The following is a 20,076-nucleotide window of genomic DNA, read 5'->3' as shown; positions in this document are numbered from 1 at the left end:
TGAGGCAAGGAGCGCTTTGGCGATGTTTGAACGATTTACGGACCGCGCCCGTCGGGTAGTCGTCCTGGCACAGGAAGAAGCCAGGATGCTCAGCCACAACTACATCGGGACCGAGCACATCCTGCTCGGCCTGATCCACGAGGGTGAAGGGGTCGCCGCCAAGGCTCTCGAGAGCCTGGGTATCTCGCTCGAAGCCGTCCGCTCCCAGGTCGAGGAGATCATCGGCCAGGGGCAGCAGGCACCGAGCGGGCACATCCCGTTCACCCCCCGCGCCAAGAAGGTGCTGGAGCTCTCCCTGCGCGAGGCCCTGCAACTGGGCCACAACTACATCGGCACCGAGCACATCCTGCTCGGCCTCATCCGTGAGGGTGAGGGTGTCGCAGCGCAGGTCCTGGTCAAGCTCGGTGCGGACCTGAACAAGGTCCGGCAGCAGGTCATCCAGCTGCTGAGCGGTTACCAGGGCAAGGAGTCGTCGCCGCAGGGCACGGCTCCGGAGGGTGCACCCAGCAGCTCCCTGGTGCTCGACCAGTTCGGCCGGAACTACACCCAGTCCGCTCGTGAGGCGAAGCTCGACCCGGTGATCGGGCGCGAGACCGAGATCGAGCGGGTCATGCAGGTGCTGTCCCGGCGGACCAAGAACAACCCTGTCCTGATCGGTGAGCCGGGCGTCGGCAAGACCGCCATCGTGGAAGGTCTGGCCCAGCAGATCGTCCGTGGTGACGTCCCGGAGACGCTGAAGGACAAGCAGATCTACTCGCTCGACCTGGGCGCCCTGGTAGCCGGTTCGCGCTACCGCGGTGATTTCGAGGAACGCCTGAAGAAGGTGCTCAAGGAGATCCGCACCCGCGGCGACATCGTGCTGTTCATCGACGAGATCCACACCCTCGTCGGGGCCGGTGCGGCCGAGGGCGCGATCGACGCGGCGAGCATCCTGAAGCCGATGCTGGCCCGCGGTGAGCTGCAGACGATCGGCGCCACCACCCTCGACGAGTACCGCAAGTACGTCGAGAAGGACGCCGCGCTGGAGCGCCGCTTCCAGCCGATCCAGGTGGCCGAGCCCTCGATCGCCCACACGATCGAGATCCTCAAGGGCCTCCGCGACCGGTACGAGGCGCACCACCGGGTGACCATCACCGACGCCGCGCTGGTGAACGCCGCGCAGATGGCCGACCGGTACATCTCGGACCGGTTCCTGCCGGACAAGGCGATCGACCTGATCGACGAGGCCGGTGCCCGGCTCCGGATCCGCCGGATGACCGCGCCGCCGGACCTGCGCGAGTTCGACGAGAAGATCGCCACCGTGCGCCGGGAGAAGGAATCGGCGATCGACGCGCAGGACTTCGAGCGCGCCGCCCGGCTGCGGGACGACGAGAAGAAGCTGATCAACGCGAAGGCCGAGCGCGAGAAGCAGTGGAAGGCCGGCGACATGGACGTCGTCGCCGAGGTCGACGAGGAGCTGATCGCCGAGGTGCTCAGCACCGCGACCGGCATCCCGGTCTTCAAGCTGACCGAGGAGGAGTCCTCGCGGCTGCTCGACATGGAGAAGGAGCTGGCCAAGCGGTACGTCGGCCAGACCGACGCGGTCAAGGCGCTGTCCCGCTCGATCCGGCGTACCCGCGCCGGCCTGAAGGACCCGCGCCGCCCGAGCGGCTCGTTCATCTTCGCCGGCCCGTCCGGTGTCGGTAAGACCGAGCTGTCGAAGGCGCTGACCGAGTTCCTGTTCGGCGACGAGCACGCGCTGATCAGCCTCGACATGTCGGAGTACTCGGAGAAGCACACCGCTTCCCGGCTGTTCGGTTCGCCTCCTGGGTACGTCGGCTACGAAGAGGGTGGCCAGCTGACCGAGAAGGTGCGCCGCAAGCCGTTCAGCGTGGTGCTGTTCGACGAGGTGGAGAAGGCCCACCCGGACATCTTCAACTCGCTGCTGCAGATCCTGGACGAGGGTCGGCTGACCGACGCCCAGGGCCGCGTGGTCGACTTCAAGAACACTGTGATCATCATGACCACGAACCTCGGTACCAAGGACATCGCCAAGGCGGTCTCCCTGGGCTTCTCGCAGGCCAGCGACACCACGTCGTCGTACGAGAAGATGAAGTCGAAGGTCACCGAGGAGCTGAAGCAGCACTTCCGGCCGGAGTTCCTGAACCGCGTCGACGAGATCGTGGTCTTCCACCAGCACACGATGGAGGACATCGTCCGGATCGTGGACCTGATGGTGGCCCAGATCGAGCTGCGGCTGAAGGACAAGGACATGGGCATCGAGCTCACGCCGGCGGCGAAGGAACTCGCCGCGAAGCGTGGTTTCGACCCGGTCCTGGGTGCCCGTCCGCTGCGCCGCGCACTGCAGCGCGACATCGAGGACGTGCTGGCCGAGAAGATCCTGTTCGGGGAACTGCGCCCCGGTCAGATCGTCCTGGTCGACGCGGCACCGGAAGGCACGGTCGACGGCGACGGACTGCCGGAGTACTTCACCTTCACCGGTAACCAGAAGTCGTCGGCCTCCGACCTGGAGCTCACCGACCTCACCACCGGTGGCACGACCGGCACCACAGGTCTCCAGGACAGCTGAGCCAGTAGCCGGTAGCGAGGGCCCCGCGGACACCATGTCCGCGGGGCCCTCGTCGTACGCCTGCCAGTTCCGGGGAATGCAACCGGGCGCTCGCCCCACCCGGTACTTAACGGTGAGGAAGCGCCCAACCAAGACCGGAGGACGCGTGGCGAGCAACCGAGATCAGGACTTCACCGAGTACGTGAGTGCCCACCGCGGGCGGATGATGCGGATCGCGCGTCTGCTGACCAGTGGGGACGCGCACTGGGCCGAGGATCTGGTGCAGACCGCACTGACCAAGCTCTACGTGAAGTGGGGCGCGGTCCGGGCCGAGACCGGAGCGGCGCGGTACGCCGACAAGATCCTGATCAACGTGTTCCTGGACGAGAAGCGCCGGTTCTGGCGTCATCGCGAGACGTTGACCGGCGAGGTCGCCGAGCCCGGACCGCAGGCCGGCTCCGGACCGGAGGATCGGCTGACCGTGCTGGCCGCGCTCGAACAGCTGCCCAGGCGCCAACGGGCCGCTGTCGTCCTGCGGTACTTCTGCGATCTGGACGTGGCCGCTGCCGCCGAGCTGATGGGCAGCAGTCAGGGCACCGTCAAAAGCCAGACCGCTCGTGGACTGGACAAGCTGCGCGACCTCATCGTCGAACCCCTGAACACACTGGAGCAAGTGCGATGACTGATCTGAAGAGCCTTCTCGAGCACGCAGCCGGTACCGACCCGGTCGTCACCGACGAAGACGTCGCAGCCGACCTCAGCCGCGGCCGGCGTGCCGCCCGTCGCCGCCGGTTCGCCGGCGCCGGCCTCACCGCGGTCGCCGCAGCCGTCGTCGTCGGCGCCCTCGCGGTGCCGCTGGCGTTCGCACCTGGCCCGCACTCCGGCGACTCGGACTCCGCACTCTCGGCGCCTCCCGCGGCCGGCACCACGACGGCCATGTCGGCCGGCCAACTGCTCCTGGTCGCGGCGGCCCAGGAGGAGAAGGCCGAACCGACGACGGGTAAGTACTTCCGGGTGCGGAAGGTCCAGAGCAGGGAGTGGACCGTCATGGCAGGCGGCAAGATCGTTTGCTGCGGGTCGGGCCCGGCCGGTCCGGGCGGCTACAAACTGCGTGAGCTGACGGTGACCGAGACCTGGACCGGCCTGAAGGGCGGCACCGCCTGGATCGGAACCCGCTCGCTGGGTGCACACCCGGCAACGGCGGCCGACGAGGCGGCTTGGCGAAAGGCGGGAGCGCCGGCGAACTGGAACGCCGGTCCGGCCGACACCGCGGTCAAGCACGACCAGGTCATTTCGTCCAAGCTAGGAAAGGCCACGTTCTTCGAGGCGAAGGACGCCGCGGATCGCTACACCGCGCTCGGTGCGAACGGCACGCTGCAGGACGTGTTGGCGCTGCCGGCAAGCCCGGAGCAGTTGCGCGCCCGGCTGCTCGACGTGAAGGCGTCGACCGCTCCTGATGCCACTGACGTCGCGGCTCTCGCGCAGCTCTCGGCCGGTCTGCTCAGTGACACTCCAGCACTGCCGAAGGTCCGCGGAGCCGCATTCCGGCTACTGGCCGGGCTGCCGGGCGCCACGGTCCAGCAGAACGTCACGGACCTGGGAGGCCGGACGGGTACGGCGGTCGGGTTCTCCTTCCCGGCGTACCAGCTGAACCTCCGGCTGATCGTCGACCCGAAGACCGGCAAGCTGCTGAGCAGCAGCCACACGGGCGGGAAGAACGGGGACAGCACGATCCTGCTCTCCGGCTGGACCAACGACACCCCGGAGGCGCCACCCGCCGCCATCAAGTGAGGTCACCTCGCCTCGACCCGCCGACCCTCCCGGGGGTTGGCGGGTCGTCGCATGTTCACTACGGGACTGGTCCAGGCCGGTGTGCGAGTACTCCGACGCTGCTCGGCGTACCGAAAACACGCCCGATTTGTGCGAAGGCTACTGATTGGTCGTATCGTCCTGCGGAGCGTGATCGCTTCGATACGGAGACGGCTTCCGTCGCAGAAGGATCGATGGGAAGATCGCGCGACTGCTGAGCAAGCAGTTACTTACCGCCTGTCTGCCGCGTTGTAACCCTGTGACCACGCTGTTCGGACCCGGACTGTCGGAAAGGGGGCCGAGGATGGAATCATCTCGTCGCATGGACGCGCCGCGTCTGCCATTGACCCAGGAACCGGTCGCCGACACCGGTTCCTTTGGCGTGCGGCAGGCGGGTGGAGTTCTCGAGCGGGCCCAGCGGATCGCTGACACGCTCCGCGAGCAGGCCGAGCACGAGAACGATCTCGCCCGCGACGAGGCCGCGCGGATCCGGGCCGCGAGCGAGCGTCTGCAGGCCGACGCCGAGGCCGCCGCGAAGAAGCTCCGGTCGGACGCGATGACGGCCGCCCAGCGCGTGCTGGACGACGCCGAGCGGTCCGCCGAGCAACTCCGCGCCGAGTCGACCGCCGAGGCCGAGCGGGTACGCCGGGATGCTGCCGCCGCGGCCGAGCAACTGACCTCCGAGTCGAAGGCCGAGGCCGAGCGAGTTCGTGCCGAGGCAACCGCTCTCGCCGAGCGGCTCAAACTCGAGTCGGAGTCCGCCGCCGACCAGCTCCGCGCTGCGGTCGCCGAAGAGGTGGCCAAGCGTCGGGCGGACTCAGAGGCCGCTGCCGAACAGCTTCGGGTGGAGAGTGAGGCGGCGGCCGAGAAGTTGCGGGTCGAGTCGCAGGCGGCGGCGGATCGGCGGGTTGCGGAGGCCGAGGCTGAAGCGCGCCGGGTGAAGGACGAGGCCGACGATCTCCTCGACGAGGCCCGGATGGCTCGCGAGTCCGCCCAGGCGATGGTGGAGCGGGCCCGCCGCGAGGCGCAGCAGCTGGTCGCCGACGCCGGCGAGCAGGCCGCGCTGGTGTCGCAGGCCGCCGTACGCAACGAGGCCGACCTGATCGCCCGTGCCGAGTCGGAGGCGGCCGAGCTACGGGCCGCGGTCGAGCGCGAGGTCGAGGCGGCCCGGGAGCGGTCCCGCGTCGAGATCGCCGACGCGCACGCCGAGATCGAGCGGCTGCGCGGCGAGAACCGGACCGAGCTGGAACGCCGTACGGCGGAGCTCGAGGAGACCGAGCGCGCCAAGCTGGCCGCGATCTCGCTGGAGATCGACAAGCTGCGGGCCGAGGCGGTCGCGGAGATCGCCGAGCAGAAAGCCGAGGCCGAGGCCGGTAACGAGCGGCTGATGGCGGATGCCCGGGCCCAGGCCAAGCTGGTCGTGGACTCGATCGAGGCGGACCGCCGGACGGCGGCGGCCGAGGCGCAGCGGATCGTCGAGGACGCGAACAAGGCGGCCGAGGCGGCGATGGCCGAGGCCGAGAAGCAGACGCTGTGGAGCAAGAAGACCGTCGACGAACTGATCGGCGCCGCGGAGTCCGAGGCGCAGTCGATCCGCGACCAGGCCGCCGCCGACGCGGCCGAGCTGCTCAAGCAGAAGCGTGCGCACCTGCGCCGCGTGGTCGGCCGGTCGACCAGCCGGCTCAAGCAGACCCAGGACGCGATCGCCAAGGAGAACGCCGAGCTGACCCAGCTCGCCGAGACCACGCTGTACTCGGCCGGCGAGCAGGCCGAGGCGACCCTGGCCGCCGCCAAGCAGGAGGCCGAGCGGCTCACCGCCCAGGCACAGACCCGGGCCGACCGGCTGAAGGCGTCCGCCGCCGAGGACGCGCGGGAGATCATCGAGCGCGCCAATCGCCGCGAGGCCGAGGCCGAGCAGAGCACCCAGGTCCTGCGGGAGCGCGCGGCCAACGACCTGTCCGCGGCGCAGCGTCAGGCGCACGAGCTGATCCGCAAATCCCGCGCGGAGGCGCAGCAGCTCGAGGCCCAGGCCCGCGAGCACGCCGACACCTTGCGGGCCCAGGCCCGAAAACTTCTCGCCGAAGCCGAGGCGAGGGTCGCTGCGCTGAACCAGCGCCGTGATGAGATCACCAAGGAGCTCACCCAGCTTTCGGGTGTGATCGAGGCACTCGCTGTACCGGGGTTCCGCCCAGGTGGTGGAATGTCCTCCAGTGAGGGTTCCACGGGGGAATCAGGATGAGGACGTGACAGTCAGATCCTTGTCAGTGACAATGTGTGATCCACCCACCCATCGAAGTGAGCATCGGAAAACATGAGCAGTGAAAGCCCAACCCCGTTCCGCACCGTTCTGCGTGGCTACGAGCCTGCCCAGGTGGATCAGCACATCCGTGAGCTGACCACCTCTCTGACCGCCCTGCAGCAGCAGTCCGAGCAGCTGCAGCGGCACGTCCAGGAGCTGCAGTCCCGCACGGACGCGGCGGAAGCGGCCGTCATCTCCGCCCAGGAGGACTCCAAGGACCGCACGCCCACCTTCACCGAGTTCGGTGAGCGCGTCGCGAAGATCCTGTCGCTGGCCGACGACGAGGCCCGTGACCTGGTGACCCGCGCCCGCACCGACGCGGAGGCGATCGTCGCCGACGCCGAGGCGCACGCGAAGAAGGTCCGCAAGGAGGCCGAGCAGTACTCCCTGGACTGGAAGAGCGAGGTCGACGCCGAGGCCGCCCGGATCCTCGAAGAGGCCCGGACCCAGGCCGACGACATGCGCGACGAGGCCGAGCGCGACGCCACCGCGCGCCGCAGCGAGGCCCAGGCGCTGTACGAGCAGGAGCGGGCCAAGTCCGCTCAGGCCGCGGCCGCCTTCGAGACCACCCTGGCCGAGCGCCGGGGCAAGGTCGAGCAGGAGTTCGCCGCCCGTACCGCGCTCGCCGAGCAGCAGCTGGCCGCCGTCACCGACCGCGCTGCTCAGGTGCAGCGTGAGGCCGACCGTGCGCGGTCCGAGGCCGAGCGGCTCGCCCAGCAGCAGCTCGCCGACGCGAACCGGCAGGCCCAGGAGATCGTCGCCGCCGCGAAGGACAAGTCCGAGCGGATCCGTGCCGAGTCCGAGCGCGAGCTCGCGGCCGCGACGCAGCGCCGGGACAGCATCAACGCGCAGCTGACCAACGTCCGCCAGATGCTGGCGACGCTGTCCGGCAGCCCCGCGATGCCGCTCGACCTGCTGGCCGACGACGAGGAAGACGCCACCTCCGGCAGCAAGAAGAACTGAAGTACCACGACATAAGACGCCGGCTCGAGCCCATCGAGCCGGCGTCTTGGTCTGTCACGCAGGAAGCCGGTAGCGGTGACGGCTGAGAGGTTCGACGAGGCCGTCGGCCACCAGACCGTCCAGGGCCCGTTCGCGTTGGACGGGGTCCGGCCAGCAGGTGTCCAGCTCGCTCTTCGCTACGGGCGCCGATGCGGCTCGCAGTACGGCAAGAAGACGGCCGCGAGCTTGCCGGTCGGTGCCTTCGTAGGTCTGGCCGCGGCGCGGAGGTCCGTCGTACGGCGGGCTTCCGGCCAGGACCCATGCGCACTGGGACTGGATGGGGCAGTCGGCGCAGCGCGGCGTACGGGCGGTGCAGACGAGGGCGCCGAGCTCCATGGAGGCCACGGCCCAGCGGGCGGCGGTGCGCTCGTCGGCGGGCAGTGCACTGACGGCGAGGCGCTGATCGGCCGCGGTGGGGGAGATGCTCGGCTGCGCGACGCCGGTGAGGGAGCGCGCAAGGACCCGGCGTACGTTCGTGTCGACCACGGCGTGCCGCTGGCCGAAGGCGAAGGATGCGATCGCGGCGGCCGTGTACGTCCCGACTCCGGGCAGTGCGAGCAGAGCGGCATGGTCGTCCGGGACCTCGCCGCCGTGACGCTCCACAATCGCCTGAGCGGCCGCGTGCAGCCGGAGGGCGCGCCTGGGGTACCCGAGCCGGTCCCAGGCCCGCACAGCCTCACCAGGAGCCTCTGCGGCCAGGTCCACCGGCTTCGGCCACCTCTCCAGCCAGCTCCGGTACGCCGGCAGCACCCGATTCACCGGTGTCTGCTGCAGCATGAACTCACTGACCATCACAGCCCACGCCCCGGCCCCCGGCTCCCGCCACGGCAACTCCCGCGCATTTACGTCGTACCAGCGCAGTACTGGGTCATGGAGAGCTAGCGGCGAGCCTGAGTGGTCCTGCACGGAGCCGATATTAGAGTGCGCTTCATGAGCAGTCTGCTCCGTCCGGTCGGGCACCTGCCCGCCAGCGTGTACTGGTTCCGGCGTGGACTCGTGCTCGCGGTCGTAGTGGTGCTGGTCATCCTGATCTCGCGGCTGTTCGCGGGCGGTGGCGACGACACGAAGAACGCCGCCGCGTCGGACCCGCAGCCGAACCCCACCGGCGCCGCGCCGGCCACACCTTCCGGGACGCCGAGCACCGAACGGAGCACCGAACCGAGTACGACGCCGACGAAGACTCCGAAGCCGACGAAGACCACGCCGCCCGCGGACCTCACCTGCAAGGGCTCGGACCTCAGCATCGACGCGTTGCCCGCGAACCGGAAGATCGTCTCCGGCTCGATGCTGAACTTCGTCATCCAGTTCACGCCGCTCGACGACGGGTGCAAGGCGACCGTCAACGCCGACAAGCTGACCGTCACGGTCACGTCGGGAACGGACCAGATCTGGAGCACGACCCAATGCGACAAGGCGATCCAGACCACGGCCCTTGTCATTGCCAAGGGCAAACAATCGACGGTCACGGTGCCCTGGAACGGACACCGGTCCAGGCCTGGCTGCCTTCCGGGTCAACCGGTCGCAAAGCCTGGAACCTATGTCGTCAAGGCCGAGTACGACGGCCGCCTGTCGGGCGCCCAGGCCTTCCTGGTGGTGTGATCAGCCGGCTTCGACCGGCTGAGTCGCCTCGTCTGTCTGCTTCTGCAGGTGACTGGGCGCGACGAAGAGCAGCGCGGCGACCAGCCCGACCAGCAACACCAGGGCCGGCAGCACCATCGACTGCGCCATCGAGTCGCTGAACCCTTGCCGGACCATCTCGGGCAGCCGGCCGCTGGAGAACCCCTCGCCCGCAGGCGTGCCGCCGGCCATCGCGGGCAGGTTGTGCGCCAGCCGCGACTCCATCAGTACGGCGATGCTCGCACTGCCGAGCACCGCGCCGACCTGTCGCGTCGTGTTGTAGACGCCGGCCCCGGCGCCGGCCTGGTGCATCGGCAGGTTCCGCGTCGCCGTCGTACCGATCGGCGCCCACATGAACCCGTTGGCGACACCCAGCAAGGCGATCGGCAGCAGCAGCTGCCAGATCGGTACGTCGGGTTCGATCACCTGACTCATCCAGAACAGCGAGACCGCGCAGCACAGCAGCCCGAACCCGGCGATGAAGCGCGGCGGCGTCCGGTCGACCAGTCGCCCGACGAAGGGCGACAACGCACCCGCGATGACCGCCATCGGCACCAGTAGCAGCGCCGATCGCGTGGGCGTCAGCCCGCGGACCGCCTGCGCCCACAGCATCAGCGGGAACGCCATCGCGGTGATCGCGAACCCGACCGTGGTGATCGCGACGTTCGCCAGCGAGAAGTTGCGGTCCTTGAACAGGCCCAGCGGCAGCAGCGGCTCGCCGCGGTTGCGGGACTGCCAGACGACGAAGATCGCCAGTACGACGAGGCCGGCGATGATCAGCGACCAGACCGAGATCGGGCCCTTGATCTGACCCCAGTCGTACTTCTGCCCCTCCTGGATCCCGAACACCAGCAGGAACAACCCGACCGCGCTCAGCACGACCCCGATCAGATCGAACTTGTGCTCGTGCGTCGGCAGGTCCGGCACCAGCCGCATCGCCAGCACGAAGCCGACCACGCCGACCGGCGCGTTGATGAAGAAGATCCACTGCCAGCCGAGCCCGTCGACCAGCACACCGCCGAGGATCGGGCCGACCAGCGTGGCCACGCCGGCGGTCGCGCCCCACAGGCTCATTGCCCGGCCGCGCTCGTTCGGCGGGAAGATCCGGGTGATGACCGCCATCGTCTGCGGCGTCATCATCGAGGCGCCGAGACCCTGGAACACCCGGGCCACGATCAGCATCTCGATCGAGTTGGTCAGGCCGCACCAGACCGACGCCAGCGTGAACAGCGCCAGCCCGGTCAGGTACAGCTTCTTGGGGCCGATCCGGTCGCCGAGGCGGCCGGTGATCAGCAGCGGTACGGCGTACGCGAGCAGGTACGCGCTGGTCACCCAGACGACCGTGCCGACGTCCGCCCCGAGGTCCTCGAGGATCGCCGGGGTGGCGACCGAGACGATGGTCGAGTCGACCAGGATCATGAAGAAGCCGAGCACCAGCGCCCACAGCGCGGGCCACGGCCGCACCTCGGAGGGCCTCACGGATTGTTGCGGGGTTGCCATGGCAGATCCTTGCTCTCGATACGTTCGATGGTGGTGGCGAGCCAGTCGCGCTCGGAGATCAGCTGGGTCCGGAGGTAGTCGCCGCCCATCCAGTACACCTCCGGCACCTGCCGCTCCTGAGCGCCGGCCAGTGCGCCGTCGATCTCGGTCACCCAGCGCTCCAGATCGACGATCCGGCTGCGGAACCGGAGTACGGCGTCCTCGGCGTCGAGGTTGTGCGCCTCGCTCAGCACGACGGGGAAGAGCGGGTACTCGTGGACGTACTCCTCGATCCCCGTCTCGACCCGCCGGGTCAGGGCGTCGTCGCCTTCCGGCGTGAGCTCGTACGTCGTCCGTTCCGGGCGGTTCCCGGCCCGTTCGGTGCCGGTGGCGCGGACGTAGTTCAGCCGCGCCAGCCGCTCGACCGTGTGGTAGAGCGAGCCGGGGCGGACCTTGACCAGCCAGTGCGTGTGTCGTTTGACCAGCAGTTGGTACATCTCGTAGGCGTGCATCGGTTCCTCTTTGAGCAACGCGAGGACCGAGATCGCCAACGGGGTCAGTTCGGCCGCCATGATCCTCCACCTGGATTGCTCCGCACGAAATGTTCCACATGGAGTATTAGACGATCCGCACCGAAATGCAAGACGCCCCCGGGTTCTGTTACGAACCGGGGGCGTCTGCTGACCGCGGGTGGTCAGACGTAGCGTTCGAGGATGCTGGACTCGGCCAGCCGGGACAGGCCCTCGCGGACCGTGCGGGCCCGGTTCTCGCCGACGCCCTCGACCGTCTGCAGGTCGTCGATGCTTGCCGCGAGCAACTTCTGCAGGTGCCCGAAGTGGTCGATCAGCCGGTCGATCACGGCACCCGGTAGCCGCGGCACCTTGGCCAGCAGCCGGTACCCGCGCGGGGTGACCGCCGCGTCCAGCTGCTCGGCGCCGCCGAGCTGCAGCGCCCGGGCGACCTGGCCGATGTCCAGCAGGTCCGTCGGACTGACGGCGTCCAGCTCGAGCAATACGTCGTCCGCGGTCTTGGCCCGGCGACCCGTCGCCGGCGGGAGATAGTCGCGGACCACCAGTTCACGTTCGCCGGCCACGCCCGCGACGAGTTCGTTGAGCTGCAGGGTGAGCAGCCGGCCGTCGGTGCCCAGCTCGACGACGTACCCGTCGATCTCGGTCGCGATCCGGCGGACCATCTCGAGTCGCTGCGCGACGGCGGCCACGTCCCGGACGGTGACCAGGTCCTCGATCTCGAGGGCGGACAGCGTGCCGGACACCTCGTCCAGCCGCAGCTTGTAGCGCTCGAGGGTGGCCAGCGCCTGGTTGGCGCGGGACAGGATCGCGCCCGAGTCCTCGAGCACGTAGCGCTGGTCGTCGACGTACAGCGCGATGATGTGCATCGACTGCGACACCGAGATCACCGGGAACCCGGTCTGCCGCGCGACGCGGTCGGCGGTGCGGTGCCGGGTGCCGGTCTCCTGGGTGACGATCGACGGGTCCGGCATCAGGTGGACGGCCGCGCGGATCAGCCGGGTGGCGTCTCGGTCGAGGATGATCGCGCCGTCCATCTTGCTCAGCTCACGCAGTCCGGTCGCGGTGAACTCGACGTCGATCTCGAAGCCGCCGGTGGAGATCGCGTCCACCGCCTTGTCGTGCCCGAGCACGATCAGAGCGCCGGTCCGTCCGCGCAGGATCCGTTCCAGGCCTTCGCGTAGTTCGGTACCCGGTGCCACCGCCGCGAGCGTCGCGCGGAGCCGGGCGCCGGTGCTGTTCTTGTCCGTGTTCGCCGCCACGGAACCTGAGTCTATGCGGTCAGCCGCCTGCCGTTGTCCGGATATCTGGCGCAGCGCTCGCTACGGCGCTCGCGGATCGGCCCGCGACGGCGCATGCGCGTGCACTCGCCCGTGCATCGGACTGTGCACTTCTGATTTCCCGCGTGAACGAGGTCCCTGGAGGTACGACGGCTTCCGTGTCAGGGGCAGCGGATGACCTGACCGGCGTACGAAAGACCGCCGCCGAATCCGAACAGCAGCACCGGCGCGCCGGATGGAATCTCGCGCTTCTCGACCAGCTTCGACAACGCGATCGGGATGCTCGCGGCCGACGTGTTGCCGGACTCCACGACGTCCTTGGCGACCACCGCGTTGACCGCGCCGAGCCGCTTCGCGAGCGGCTCGATGATGCGCAGGTTGGCCTGGTGCAGGACGACGCCGCCGAGGTCCTCGGGCTTCAGGCCGGCCTTCTCGCAGACCTGCCTGGCGATCTCCGGCAGTTGCGTGGTGGCCCAGCGGAAGACGCTCAGGCCTTCCTGGGCGAACGGGCCGTCGCGGCCCTCGATCCGGACCGCGTCCGACATCTCCGGCACCGAGCCCCACACCACCGGACCGACCTCGGGTTCGTCACTCGCGACCAGCACGGCCGCGCCCGCGCCGTCACCGATCAGCACGCAGGTGGTGCGGTCGGTCCAGTCCGTCCAGTCGCTGAGCTTCTCCACGCCGATGACCAGGGCCTTCGTCGCGGCGCCGGCCCGGATGGCCTGGTCGGCCGTCGCCAGTGCGTAGGCGAAGCCCGAGCAGGCGGTGTTCAGGTCGATCGCGGCCGGGTTGCCGAGGCCGAGGCGAGCGGCGACCCGGGCGGCCATGTTCGGCGACCGGTCGATCGCGGTGCAGGTGGCGACCACGACGTAGTCGATCTCGGAGGTGTCGATCCCCGCGTTCGCGAGGGCCTTGTCGGCGGCCCGCCAGGCCATCTCGTCGACCTGCTCGTCGGGCGCCGCGATCCGGCGCTCCCGGATGCCGACCCGGCTCTGGATCCACTCGTCGTTGGTCTCGACCATCGTGGCGAGCTCGTCGTTGGTGAGCACCCGTTCCGGCTGGTAGTGGCCGAGCGCGACAACTCTTGATCCGGTCATCTGCGTGCTCCTGCGGGTCGTCGTACACCCGGGCTCGACGATGAACCCGGCGGGGCGTCCCCCAGGGTACGTTCCCGCCCCACGGCCTGTAGATCCCCCGTCTCACCTGTGGCGGGGAACACAGGGGTTCTACGCGAGGCCCGCGGCCAGCAGGGCGGAGCGGAGGTCGGGGGCGGCGAAGGTGCGGAGGCCGTACTTCTTCTGGATGTCCATCGGCTTCACGTCCTTGCTGCGGTTCGGGATGTCGGCGGGGACGATCGCCTTGGTGAAACCGAGCCGGGCGGCTTCCGCGAGACGTTTCTCCAGGCCGCCGACGCGGCGTACCTCACCGGCCAGGCCGACCTCGCCGATCGCGACCAGCCCGGGGTGGATCGGCTTGTCCATCACCGAGGACGCGACCGCGATCGCGACCGCCAGGTCCGCGACCGGCTCGGTGATCTTCACGCCGCCGACGGTGGCGACGTACACCTCCTGGTCGGCGAGCTTCAGGCCGGCCCGGTTGCCCAGTACGGCGAGGACCATCGCGACCCGGGACGACTCCAGCCCGGACGTGGTGCGGCGCGGTTGTGGTGCGGCGGAGGGACCGACCAGTGCCTGCACCTCGGCCAGCAGCGGGCGGCGGCCCTCCATCATCACGGTCACGCACGTGCCGGCCACCGGCTCGGCGTGCTCGGAGACGAACAGTCCGGTCGGGTCGGTGACCTCGACGATCCCGGTGTCTACCATGTCGAAACAGCCGACCTCGTCGGACGGGCCGAACCGGTTCTTGGTCGCGCGCACCATCCGGAACCCGGAGTGCCGGTCGCCGTCGAACGCGAGCACGACGTCGACCAGGTGCTCGAGCATCCGTGGACCGGCGATCGCGCCGTCCTTCGTCACGTGGCCGACCAGCACGACCGCGATGTGCCGCTCCTTCGCGAGCCGGACCAGGGCACCGGTCACCTCGCGGACCTGCGTCACGCCACCCGGCGCCCCGTCGACCTCCGGGTGCGCCATCGTCTGCACCGAGTCGATCACCAGGAACGACGGCTCGACCGCGTCGACCTGACCGACCACCGCGCCCAGATCGGTCTCGGCCGCCAGGAAGAGCTCGTCGACGAGCGCGTCGGTCCGCCCGGCGCGGAGCCGCACCTGCGCGGCCGACTCCTCACCGGACACGTAGAGCGTCCGCTGACCGCCGCGGGCCGACTGCGCCGCGACCTCCAGCAGCAGCGTGGACTTGCCGACGCCCGGCTCGCCCGCGAGCAGGATCACCGCGCCCGGCACGACACCGCCGCCGAGCACGCGGTCGAGTTCGCCGATGCCGGTCGGGCGGGACTCGGCCTCGATCGCGGACACCTTCGCGATCGGCATCGCCGGCGACGTCACCGGGCCGGCGGTGATCCGCGCGGCCTTCGGTGCACCGACCTCGGTGACCGTGCCCCAGGCCTGACACTCGCCGCACCGCCCGATCCACCGCGCCGAGGTCCATCCACACTCGGAGCACGCGTACGCAGCCTTGCTCTTTGCCTGAGTCCCCGCCTTCGCCATGGGACCAACCTAGGTGAGCCCGCCGACAAAACGTCTGACCGTCCGCAGGAGGCGTTTCAGCCAGGTGACCGCCGTACGGCGTGGTGGGTCGTCGGCGACGACGGGAAGTTCCGAGGTACGGCGGGCCGCGTCGAGGTACTTGGTGAGGATCTCGCTCTCCGACGTCCGCAGCGTCGCGCTCCGTTCGAGCAGTTCGCGCGCGGTGTCCAGGTCGCCGGAGTGGACGGCCGCGGAGCCGAGGTGCTGCAGGCAGCGGGCGTGGCCTTCGCGTTCGTCGATCTCGGCGTACAGATGGGCGGCATGCTCCCACCGGCTGCCGGCCTCGTGCTGGTTGCGCCGCATCCACGCGGCCACGCCCATGAGCTCCAGCGCATGGGCCTGTCCACTCACGTCGCCGGCCGCTGTAGCACGGGCGAGTGCGGGTCGCAGCTGCTCCAGGGCGCCTTCGTCGTCGTGCTGATACAGGTGCACGACGGCGAGGTTGATGGAGATCGCCACATCGGCCGCGAGGTCAGGACCGGGGCGAGCGAGTCGTGCGTCGTCGAGACGGTCGCGGGCGTTCAGGACGGCCTCGTCGCGGTCGTTGCCGGCTGGTGCGCGTTCGGCCCGGGCCAGGTGCAGCAGGGCGCGTTCGACTTGGCGCCTCATCTTCAGCGCAGCCGCCGTACGGCCGTGGGTCGCGATGTTGTCGGAGACGCCCAGCCGGGTGCTGGCGGTGTCCAGGTCACCCAGCATCCGGTACGCCGTTGCCGCGCGCGCCGCTGCGAGCTCGGCGAGACCCCGGCGTCCGTTGGCCTCGGCCGTGGCGCTCAGGAGCTCGCTCAGTTCGAGGAGGGCTTCGGGGTCGGGACGGCGTACGTACCACGCCTCGAGGGCGTCGCAGATCCGGGCGTAGTCGTCGACGGCCGCGTTCTGCGGCTTCTCGGTCGCAACCAGGTCGCGGAGCCAGTCCTCGTTGACCGTGAACCACTCGGCGGCGGCCATCCCGCCGGCGTCCGAGCCGAGCGCGATCATCCACTGCTCGGCTTCCTCGGCCGCAGCGTGCAGTTCACTCGCGCCTTGCAGGCGGCGGCTGCGTGCACGCCGGCGCCGTGCACGCAGCCGAAGGTAAGAGATGACCACGAGCAGAGCGGCCACGGAGTACCCGACCCACTGCACAATGCCGCGTTGGCCGAGGCTCTGGTTCAGCAGCTGGGAGGTGAGGTCGGTGAGCAACGCGGATGCGACACCGCCGACGACCAGGGAGAACTCCTGGATCCGCGACTGCTCCTCTGGTGGCTCTTGCGTCGGCTTCGGCTGCTCCTCACTCATGGCCGGCTCCCTGTCGTCAGTCCGCGCACCACGGTCCGCCAGAACGACAGCATGAGAACCACAGGTACTACCGACGCGACAACAGCCGCAGCAGCGACCGGTCCGCTCGACGTGGAGAACTGCCGCGCCTCACCCCACAGCACCAGCGACAACGGCGTCGTACCAGGACCACTGATCAGAAACCCGACGATGAAGTCGTTCCACACCAGCGCGAACTCCAGCACGGCAACAGCAACCAGTGCAGGGCGGTATGTCCGCTGCACAGTCGCCAATACGGCGCTCTGTCGCGCTGGACCCTGCAGAGCCTCGGACACGAGCGCTGGTGGGGCAGAGGCGAAGGCGGATCGCAGCAGCAGTACGGCGAACGGTAGACCGGCCGCCGCGTGTACCAATGCCAGTGCGACCCGCGACCCGGCCAAGCCGGCTGTGTCGATCGCATCCCGCAGCGGAGCGGCGTACATCTGCACTGGTGTCACGGCCAGTACGACGAACACGCCCATCGCGATTCGCCCGAGTCGCGTCGGCAGACCGCCCCAGGCGACCAGGTAGGCCGTTGGTACGGCGATCACGAGCAAGACAGCAGTTGCAGCGGCCGCGATCACCAGCGTGGACAGCAGAGCCCGGAACAACCCGACGTTGGCCGCGGCAGCGAACGACGAGAACCCCAGGCCGGACAGCGACCACCACCCGCGGAGACCGGCTTCCCGCGGTGCGTGCAACGCCGTAGCGACGAGTACGACGGCCGGGAAGATCCACACCAGTGCCACAGCAAGCCCGATGAGCCAACCGAACCGCCGTACCACCCTGCCCGGCTTCGGTCGCCCTAGTGACGGATCCGGCCGTACGACGGTCACCGGCATCGCCCACCGCCGCCGGCGCAGTCCGCGGACGCCGATCAGTCCGACTGCCGCGACGATCGCGAACAGCACGACACCGAGCGCCGCCGTACGTCCGGAGTCGTCACCTGTCGTCGTGGCCCGCCACCAGTTCAGCCCCAGTACGTCGGCGGACCGCTGCATCGACCCTGGTACGACGATCAGCACCAGGTCGAACACCCGCACTGCTGCAATCACCAGCGTCAGCGTGACCACACCGGTCACCGGACGCAGCAGCGGGATCTCCAACGCCCGCAGCCGTCTCCAGCCCGTCACGCCTTCAGCTGTGATCGTCCGCGACACGTCGTCCGGTATCGCGTCCAGACCGGCGCGGAAGAGCGACACGACGTACCCGAGCCAGGTCCAGCCGAACGCGGACACCAGCACCAGCCAGAACAGGCCAGGACCCAGCCACACCGGGCTGGTGCCGAACAGCCGCGTCCAGACGGCAGTGATCGTCCCGCGCTCCGGTGTCGGGTCGAAGATCAGCCGGAACGTCGCACCGGACGCCAGCACCGACACAGCGAACGGAATGACCAGTGCGGGCTGCAGGAACGTCGTGACAGCCGGGAGCCGATAACTCAACAGAGCAAGGAAGAACCCGACCACCACGGTCCCGAATGCGACCATGACCCATAACAGACTGTTGCCCACGGCATGCAGCGCGGACGGGTCGCTCATCACCGCGAAGTTGCCGAACCCGAACCCGCCACGCGTCCGGAACGCCGCCACCACGGTCACACCGATCGGTACCAGCAGCACACAGCTCAACAGCAACGCCGGCAGCCCCAGCAGGTACGGTCCGGCGGGTCGGCGCGGCTTGCCCTGCACCGGACGGCCGGTGATCTCCCGGCCGACGATCTCGAGCGACAGGCCGTTGGTCTGCAGGCCCATCAGCCCTCCTCCACCTTCCGCAGTTCGGCCATCGCGTCGTCGACCGCATCCTGTACGGCGGTGTCACGACGGCCGACCGCGACCAGGAAGTCGGTCAGCACTCGCCACAGCCCATTGATGTCTCCGATGCGACCGAGCCGGTCCGAGAGGTCGAACTGCAGTTGCTCTCCCGGCCTGGTCAGCTGCTCGGCGAGCCGGGTGAGCTCGGGGGAGTACCCGCTGGTCCGTCCGTCGACCAGGAACCCGCCTTCGGCGATCCACGGGTTCGCAGCGGCCGGCGCGGACAACCGGCGTACAAGGTCGCGTGCGTCTTCGGTCGTCGGCTTCGGCAGCACCATCACGTCGCCTCCGACGACTACGGGTGCAGCAGCGCCGGCAGTCATGGGAGGGAACGTGAAGAGCCCTATGTCGCTGGGGTCTGCGGCAAACGAGCGCACCACTGGTTCGGCGAAGTCGGACGCGAGCACCATAGCGGCCTTGCGGTGGCCGAACACCTCCACCACCGCGTCCGGGAACTGCTGGACGAGCGACTCCTCCACTCCGCCGGCCAGCAGGCCAGGTGCCGACCACATGGTGCCCAGCAACCGCAGTGCGGCCCCGAACTGCGGCTGCTGCGACGGCCGCGGGTCTGTCGCCGTAGCCAGCCCCAAGTACACGGACGGCGCGATGCCCAGCAGGACGTTCTCCAGGAAGTCCGTCAGGACCCAGCCGTCACCTGCGGCCAGTGCGAACGGCGTGACGCCCGCCTCTGTCAGCGTCCGGTTCAGCGTCAGCCACTCGCTCCACAGCCGTGGCGGCTGTACGCCGACCTGCCGGAACACCGAGGGGCGGTACCAGACCGCCGACTTGTGCGCTGTCTTGAACGGCACGCCGTACGTCGTTCCTTCATGGACCAGGAGCTCTTTCCAGAGGCGGGCCCGACCGAGTGGTGCGATGTCGTCGGGGATCGGCTCCAGGTCAGAGAGATGGCGGGGGACCAGACCCGGTTGCGGCAGCATGACGATGTCCGGTCTGCGGGTGGAGCGCGCGCCGAAGGCGGTGGAGATGTCGTCGCCGAGCGGCACGACCTCGACCGGGTAGCTCAGGCTCAGGCCGTCCAGGACCTTGTGGAACGCGCGCAGTTCCTCGCCGCTCCAGCTGACGGCCACGCGGACCGCACGTCGCAGTCCCAGTACGTCACTCGAGCACCCGGCGAGCAGAAGCGTTGCTGCGGTTCCCAGGAACGCTCTGCGGCTACTCAGCATCGGCAAACCCCGTAGTCCGTGACGCGCTGGTCGTGATGAGCAGCAGCGCGGCTGAGGCCAGGTCGGGATTGGGGCGGAGCGACAGGAGCGATCCCCACGTAGGCAGGCCGTTGGCGTCCTCCAGCACGATCGCTCGCGGGTACGCGCCGAGTGCCCGAGCCACTCCGGCCAGGCGGCGACGGCCTGCGGTGATCTCGTACGGGTAGCGGTCCAGCACGTCTTCCAGCCCACAGCCGATCGCCTTGACCACACTCGCTTCCCGCGCGGCCTGTCTGGTGATCGCCTGCGACGTGCGGTGCCCGTGCATCACGTTGCCGAGCACAGTGAGGTGGGGGAGCAGGCCGCCTTCCGCAGGCACCAGCCGGACCGTTCCGCCGGCCAGCACCAGCGCACCAGGCGGTGGATCGTCCAGTCCGGTCACGATGTCGGCCAGCCTGCGGCGGTCGGCAGCCTGAGGCACCACCACCGCACGCTGCTCACCTACGTCAATCCGGAGCCGCCCCGGCAGCCCCGGCACGTGATCGAGCAGCAGTCCGTCCATCCGTGGCTGGCGCCTCCCCA

The 20,076-nt window shown here is 69.4% G+C and carries 16 protein-coding genes; 6 read left to right on the top strand and 10 right to left on the bottom strand.

Annotated features, from left to right (window positions below; translation table 11 throughout):
- Positions 1–22: 22 nt before the first annotated feature.
- The 5 genes from EV137_RS31285 (at position 23) to EV137_RS31265 (ending at position 7,619) form a co-directional block, all read left to right on the top strand.
- Positions 23–2,569 (top strand): ATP-dependent Clp protease ATP-binding subunit, encoded by a 2,547-nt coding sequence (locus EV137_RS31285; RefSeq protein ID WP_133785754.1) that lies wholly within the window; start codon positions 23–25, stop codon positions 2,567–2,569.
- A gap of 145 nt (positions 2,570–2,714) precedes the next feature.
- Positions 2,715–3,230 (top strand): SigE family RNA polymerase sigma factor, encoded by a 516-nt coding sequence (locus EV137_RS31280; protein ID WP_202871207.1) that lies wholly within the window; start codon positions 2,715–2,717, stop codon positions 3,228–3,230.
- Positions 3,227–4,339: a CU044_5270 family protein gene (locus tag EV137_RS31275; protein ID WP_134131757.1), complete on the top strand. Its 1,113-nt coding sequence runs from the start codon at positions 3,227–3,229 to the stop codon at positions 4,337–4,339. Before EV137_RS31280 ends, EV137_RS31275 begins: the two co-directional genes overlap by 4 nt.
- A gap of 340 nt (positions 4,340–4,679) precedes the next feature.
- Positions 4,680–6,596 (top strand): kinetoplast-associated-like protein, encoded by a 1,917-nt coding sequence (locus EV137_RS31270; RefSeq protein WP_238175663.1) that lies wholly within the window; start codon positions 4,680–4,682, stop codon positions 6,594–6,596.
- A gap of 72 nt (positions 6,597–6,668) precedes the next feature.
- A complete protein-coding gene (locus tag EV137_RS31265; protein ID WP_133785751.1) occupies positions 6,669–7,619 on the top strand; it encodes a DivIVA domain-containing protein in 951 nt (316 codons plus the stop codon).
- 54 nt (positions 7,620–7,673) lie between these two features.
- Here the strand turns inward: EV137_RS31265 and EV137_RS31260 are convergent, their stop codons facing one another.
- The gene (locus EV137_RS31260) at positions 7,674–8,564 is read right to left on the bottom strand and encodes an iron-sulfur binding domain-containing protein (protein ID WP_202871206.1); all 891 of its coding nucleotides are present in this window, start codon (positions 8,562–8,564) and stop codon (positions 7,674–7,676) included.
- Between the two features lie 24 nt (positions 8,565–8,588).
- Here EV137_RS31260 and EV137_RS31255 point away from each other — a divergent pair, with 24 nt between their 5' ends.
- Positions 8,589–9,257, top strand: coding sequence for a hypothetical protein (locus EV137_RS31255; RefSeq protein WP_134131754.1), 669 nt, complete (start codon positions 8,589–8,591; stop codon positions 9,255–9,257).
- Here EV137_RS31255 and EV137_RS31250 read toward each other — a convergent pair whose 3' ends face one another.
- From EV137_RS31250 to EV137_RS31210, 9 genes are all read right to left on the bottom strand, one after another.
- Positions 9,258–10,775, bottom strand: a complete 1,518-nt coding sequence (locus EV137_RS31250; protein ID WP_134131753.1) for a DHA2 family efflux MFS transporter permease subunit — start codon at positions 10,773–10,775, stop codon at positions 9,258–9,260.
- Entirely contained in the window at positions 10,751–11,326 is a 576-nt protein-coding gene (locus tag EV137_RS31245) for a PadR family transcriptional regulator (RefSeq protein ID WP_134131752.1), read from the bottom strand. Before EV137_RS31245 ends, EV137_RS31250 begins: the two co-directional genes overlap by 25 nt.
- 122 nt (positions 11,327–11,448) lie before the next feature.
- The gene (gene disA / locus EV137_RS31240) at positions 11,449–12,543 is read right to left on the bottom strand and encodes a DNA integrity scanning diadenylate cyclase DisA (protein WP_133785747.1); all 1,095 of its coding nucleotides are present in this window, start codon (positions 12,541–12,543) and stop codon (positions 11,449–11,451) included.
- A 179-nt stretch (positions 12,544–12,722) separates the two neighbouring features.
- Positions 12,723–13,661, bottom strand: coding sequence for a beta-ketoacyl-ACP synthase III (locus EV137_RS31235; protein ID WP_134007830.1), 939 nt, complete (start codon positions 13,659–13,661; stop codon positions 12,723–12,725).
- A gap of 129 nt (positions 13,662–13,790) precedes the next feature.
- Positions 13,791–15,191: a DNA repair protein RadA gene (gene radA / locus EV137_RS31230; protein WP_131335478.1), complete on the bottom strand. Its 1,401-nt coding sequence runs from the start codon at positions 15,189–15,191 to the stop codon at positions 13,791–13,793.
- 9 nt (positions 15,192–15,200) lie between these two features.
- On the bottom strand, positions 15,201–16,502 hold the full coding sequence (locus EV137_RS31225; protein WP_134131751.1) for a tetratricopeptide repeat protein: 1,302 nt from the start codon (positions 16,500–16,502) through the stop codon (positions 15,201–15,203).
- Positions 16,499–18,271, bottom strand: coding sequence for an ABC transporter permease subunit (locus EV137_RS31220; protein ID WP_134131750.1), 1,773 nt, complete (start codon positions 18,269–18,271; stop codon positions 16,499–16,501). The genes EV137_RS31225 and EV137_RS31220 overlap by 4 nt, the downstream gene beginning before the upstream one ends.
- The gene (locus EV137_RS31215) at positions 18,271–19,515 is read right to left on the bottom strand and encodes an ABC transporter substrate-binding protein (protein WP_134131749.1); all 1,245 of its coding nucleotides are present in this window, start codon (positions 19,513–19,515) and stop codon (positions 18,271–18,273) included. The genes EV137_RS31220 and EV137_RS31215 overlap by 1 nt, the downstream gene beginning before the upstream one ends.
- Entirely contained in the window at positions 19,505–20,056 is a 552-nt protein-coding gene (locus EV137_RS31210) for an ATP-binding cassette domain-containing protein (protein WP_134131748.1), read from the bottom strand. The genes EV137_RS31215 and EV137_RS31210 overlap by 11 nt, the downstream gene beginning before the upstream one ends.
- Positions 20,057–20,076: the final 20 nt, after the last annotated feature.

Origin of the sequence: Kribbella pratensis (genome assembly GCF_004366075.1) — a bacterium.
Lineage (GTDB): Bacteria > Actinomycetota > Actinomycetes > Propionibacteriales > Kribbellaceae > Kribbella > Kribbella pratensis.
The sequence above is the reverse complement of the archived record's forward strand: the minus strand, read 5'-3'. Positions and strand labels throughout refer to the sequence as shown.

Excerpts from the sequence above, each read along its gene's own strand:
- EV137_RS31285 (WP_133785754.1), top strand. The coding sequence starts at position 23 with ATGTTTGAACGATTTACGGACCGCGCCCGTCGGGTAGTCGTCCTGGCA.
- EV137_RS31275 (WP_134131757.1), top strand. The coding sequence starts at position 3,227 with ATGACTGATCTGAAGAGCCTTCTCGAGCACGCAGCCGGTACCGACCCG.
- EV137_RS31270 (WP_238175663.1), top strand. The coding sequence starts at position 4,680 with ATGGACGCGCCGCGTCTGCCATTGACCCAGGAACCGGTCGCCGACACC.
- EV137_RS31265 (WP_133785751.1), top strand. The coding sequence starts at position 6,669 with ATGAGCAGTGAAAGCCCAACCCCGTTCCGCACCGTTCTGCGTGGCTAC.
- EV137_RS31255 (WP_134131754.1), top strand. The coding sequence starts at position 8,589 with ATGAGCAGTCTGCTCCGTCCGGTCGGGCACCTGCCCGCCAGCGTGTAC.
- EV137_RS31250 (WP_134131753.1), bottom strand. The coding sequence starts at position 10,775 with ATGGCAACCCCGCAACAATCCGTGAGGCCCTCCGAGGTGCGGCCGTGG.
- EV137_RS31245 (WP_134131752.1), bottom strand. The coding sequence starts at position 11,326 with ATGGCGGCCGAACTGACCCCGTTGGCGATCTCGGTCCTCGCGTTGCTC.
- EV137_RS31235 (WP_134007830.1), bottom strand. The coding sequence starts at position 13,661 with ATGACCGGATCAAGAGTTGTCGCGCTCGGCCACTACCAGCCGGAACGG.
- radA (WP_131335478.1), bottom strand. The coding sequence starts at position 15,191 with ATGGCGAAGGCGGGGACTCAGGCAAAGAGCAAGGCTGCGTACGCGTGC.
- EV137_RS31225 (WP_134131751.1), bottom strand. The coding sequence starts at position 16,502 with ATGAGTGAGGAGCAGCCGAAGCCGACGCAAGAGCCACCAGAGGAGCAG.
- EV137_RS31220 (WP_134131750.1), bottom strand. The coding sequence starts at position 18,271 with ATGGGCCTGCAGACCAACGGCCTGTCGCTCGAGATCGTCGGCCGGGAG.
- EV137_RS31215 (WP_134131749.1), bottom strand. The coding sequence starts at position 19,515 with ATGCTGAGTAGCCGCAGAGCGTTCCTGGGAACCGCAGCAACGCTTCTG.
- EV137_RS31210 (WP_134131748.1), bottom strand. The coding sequence starts at position 20,056 with ATGGACGGACTGCTGCTCGATCACGTGCCGGGGCTGCCGGGGCGGCTC.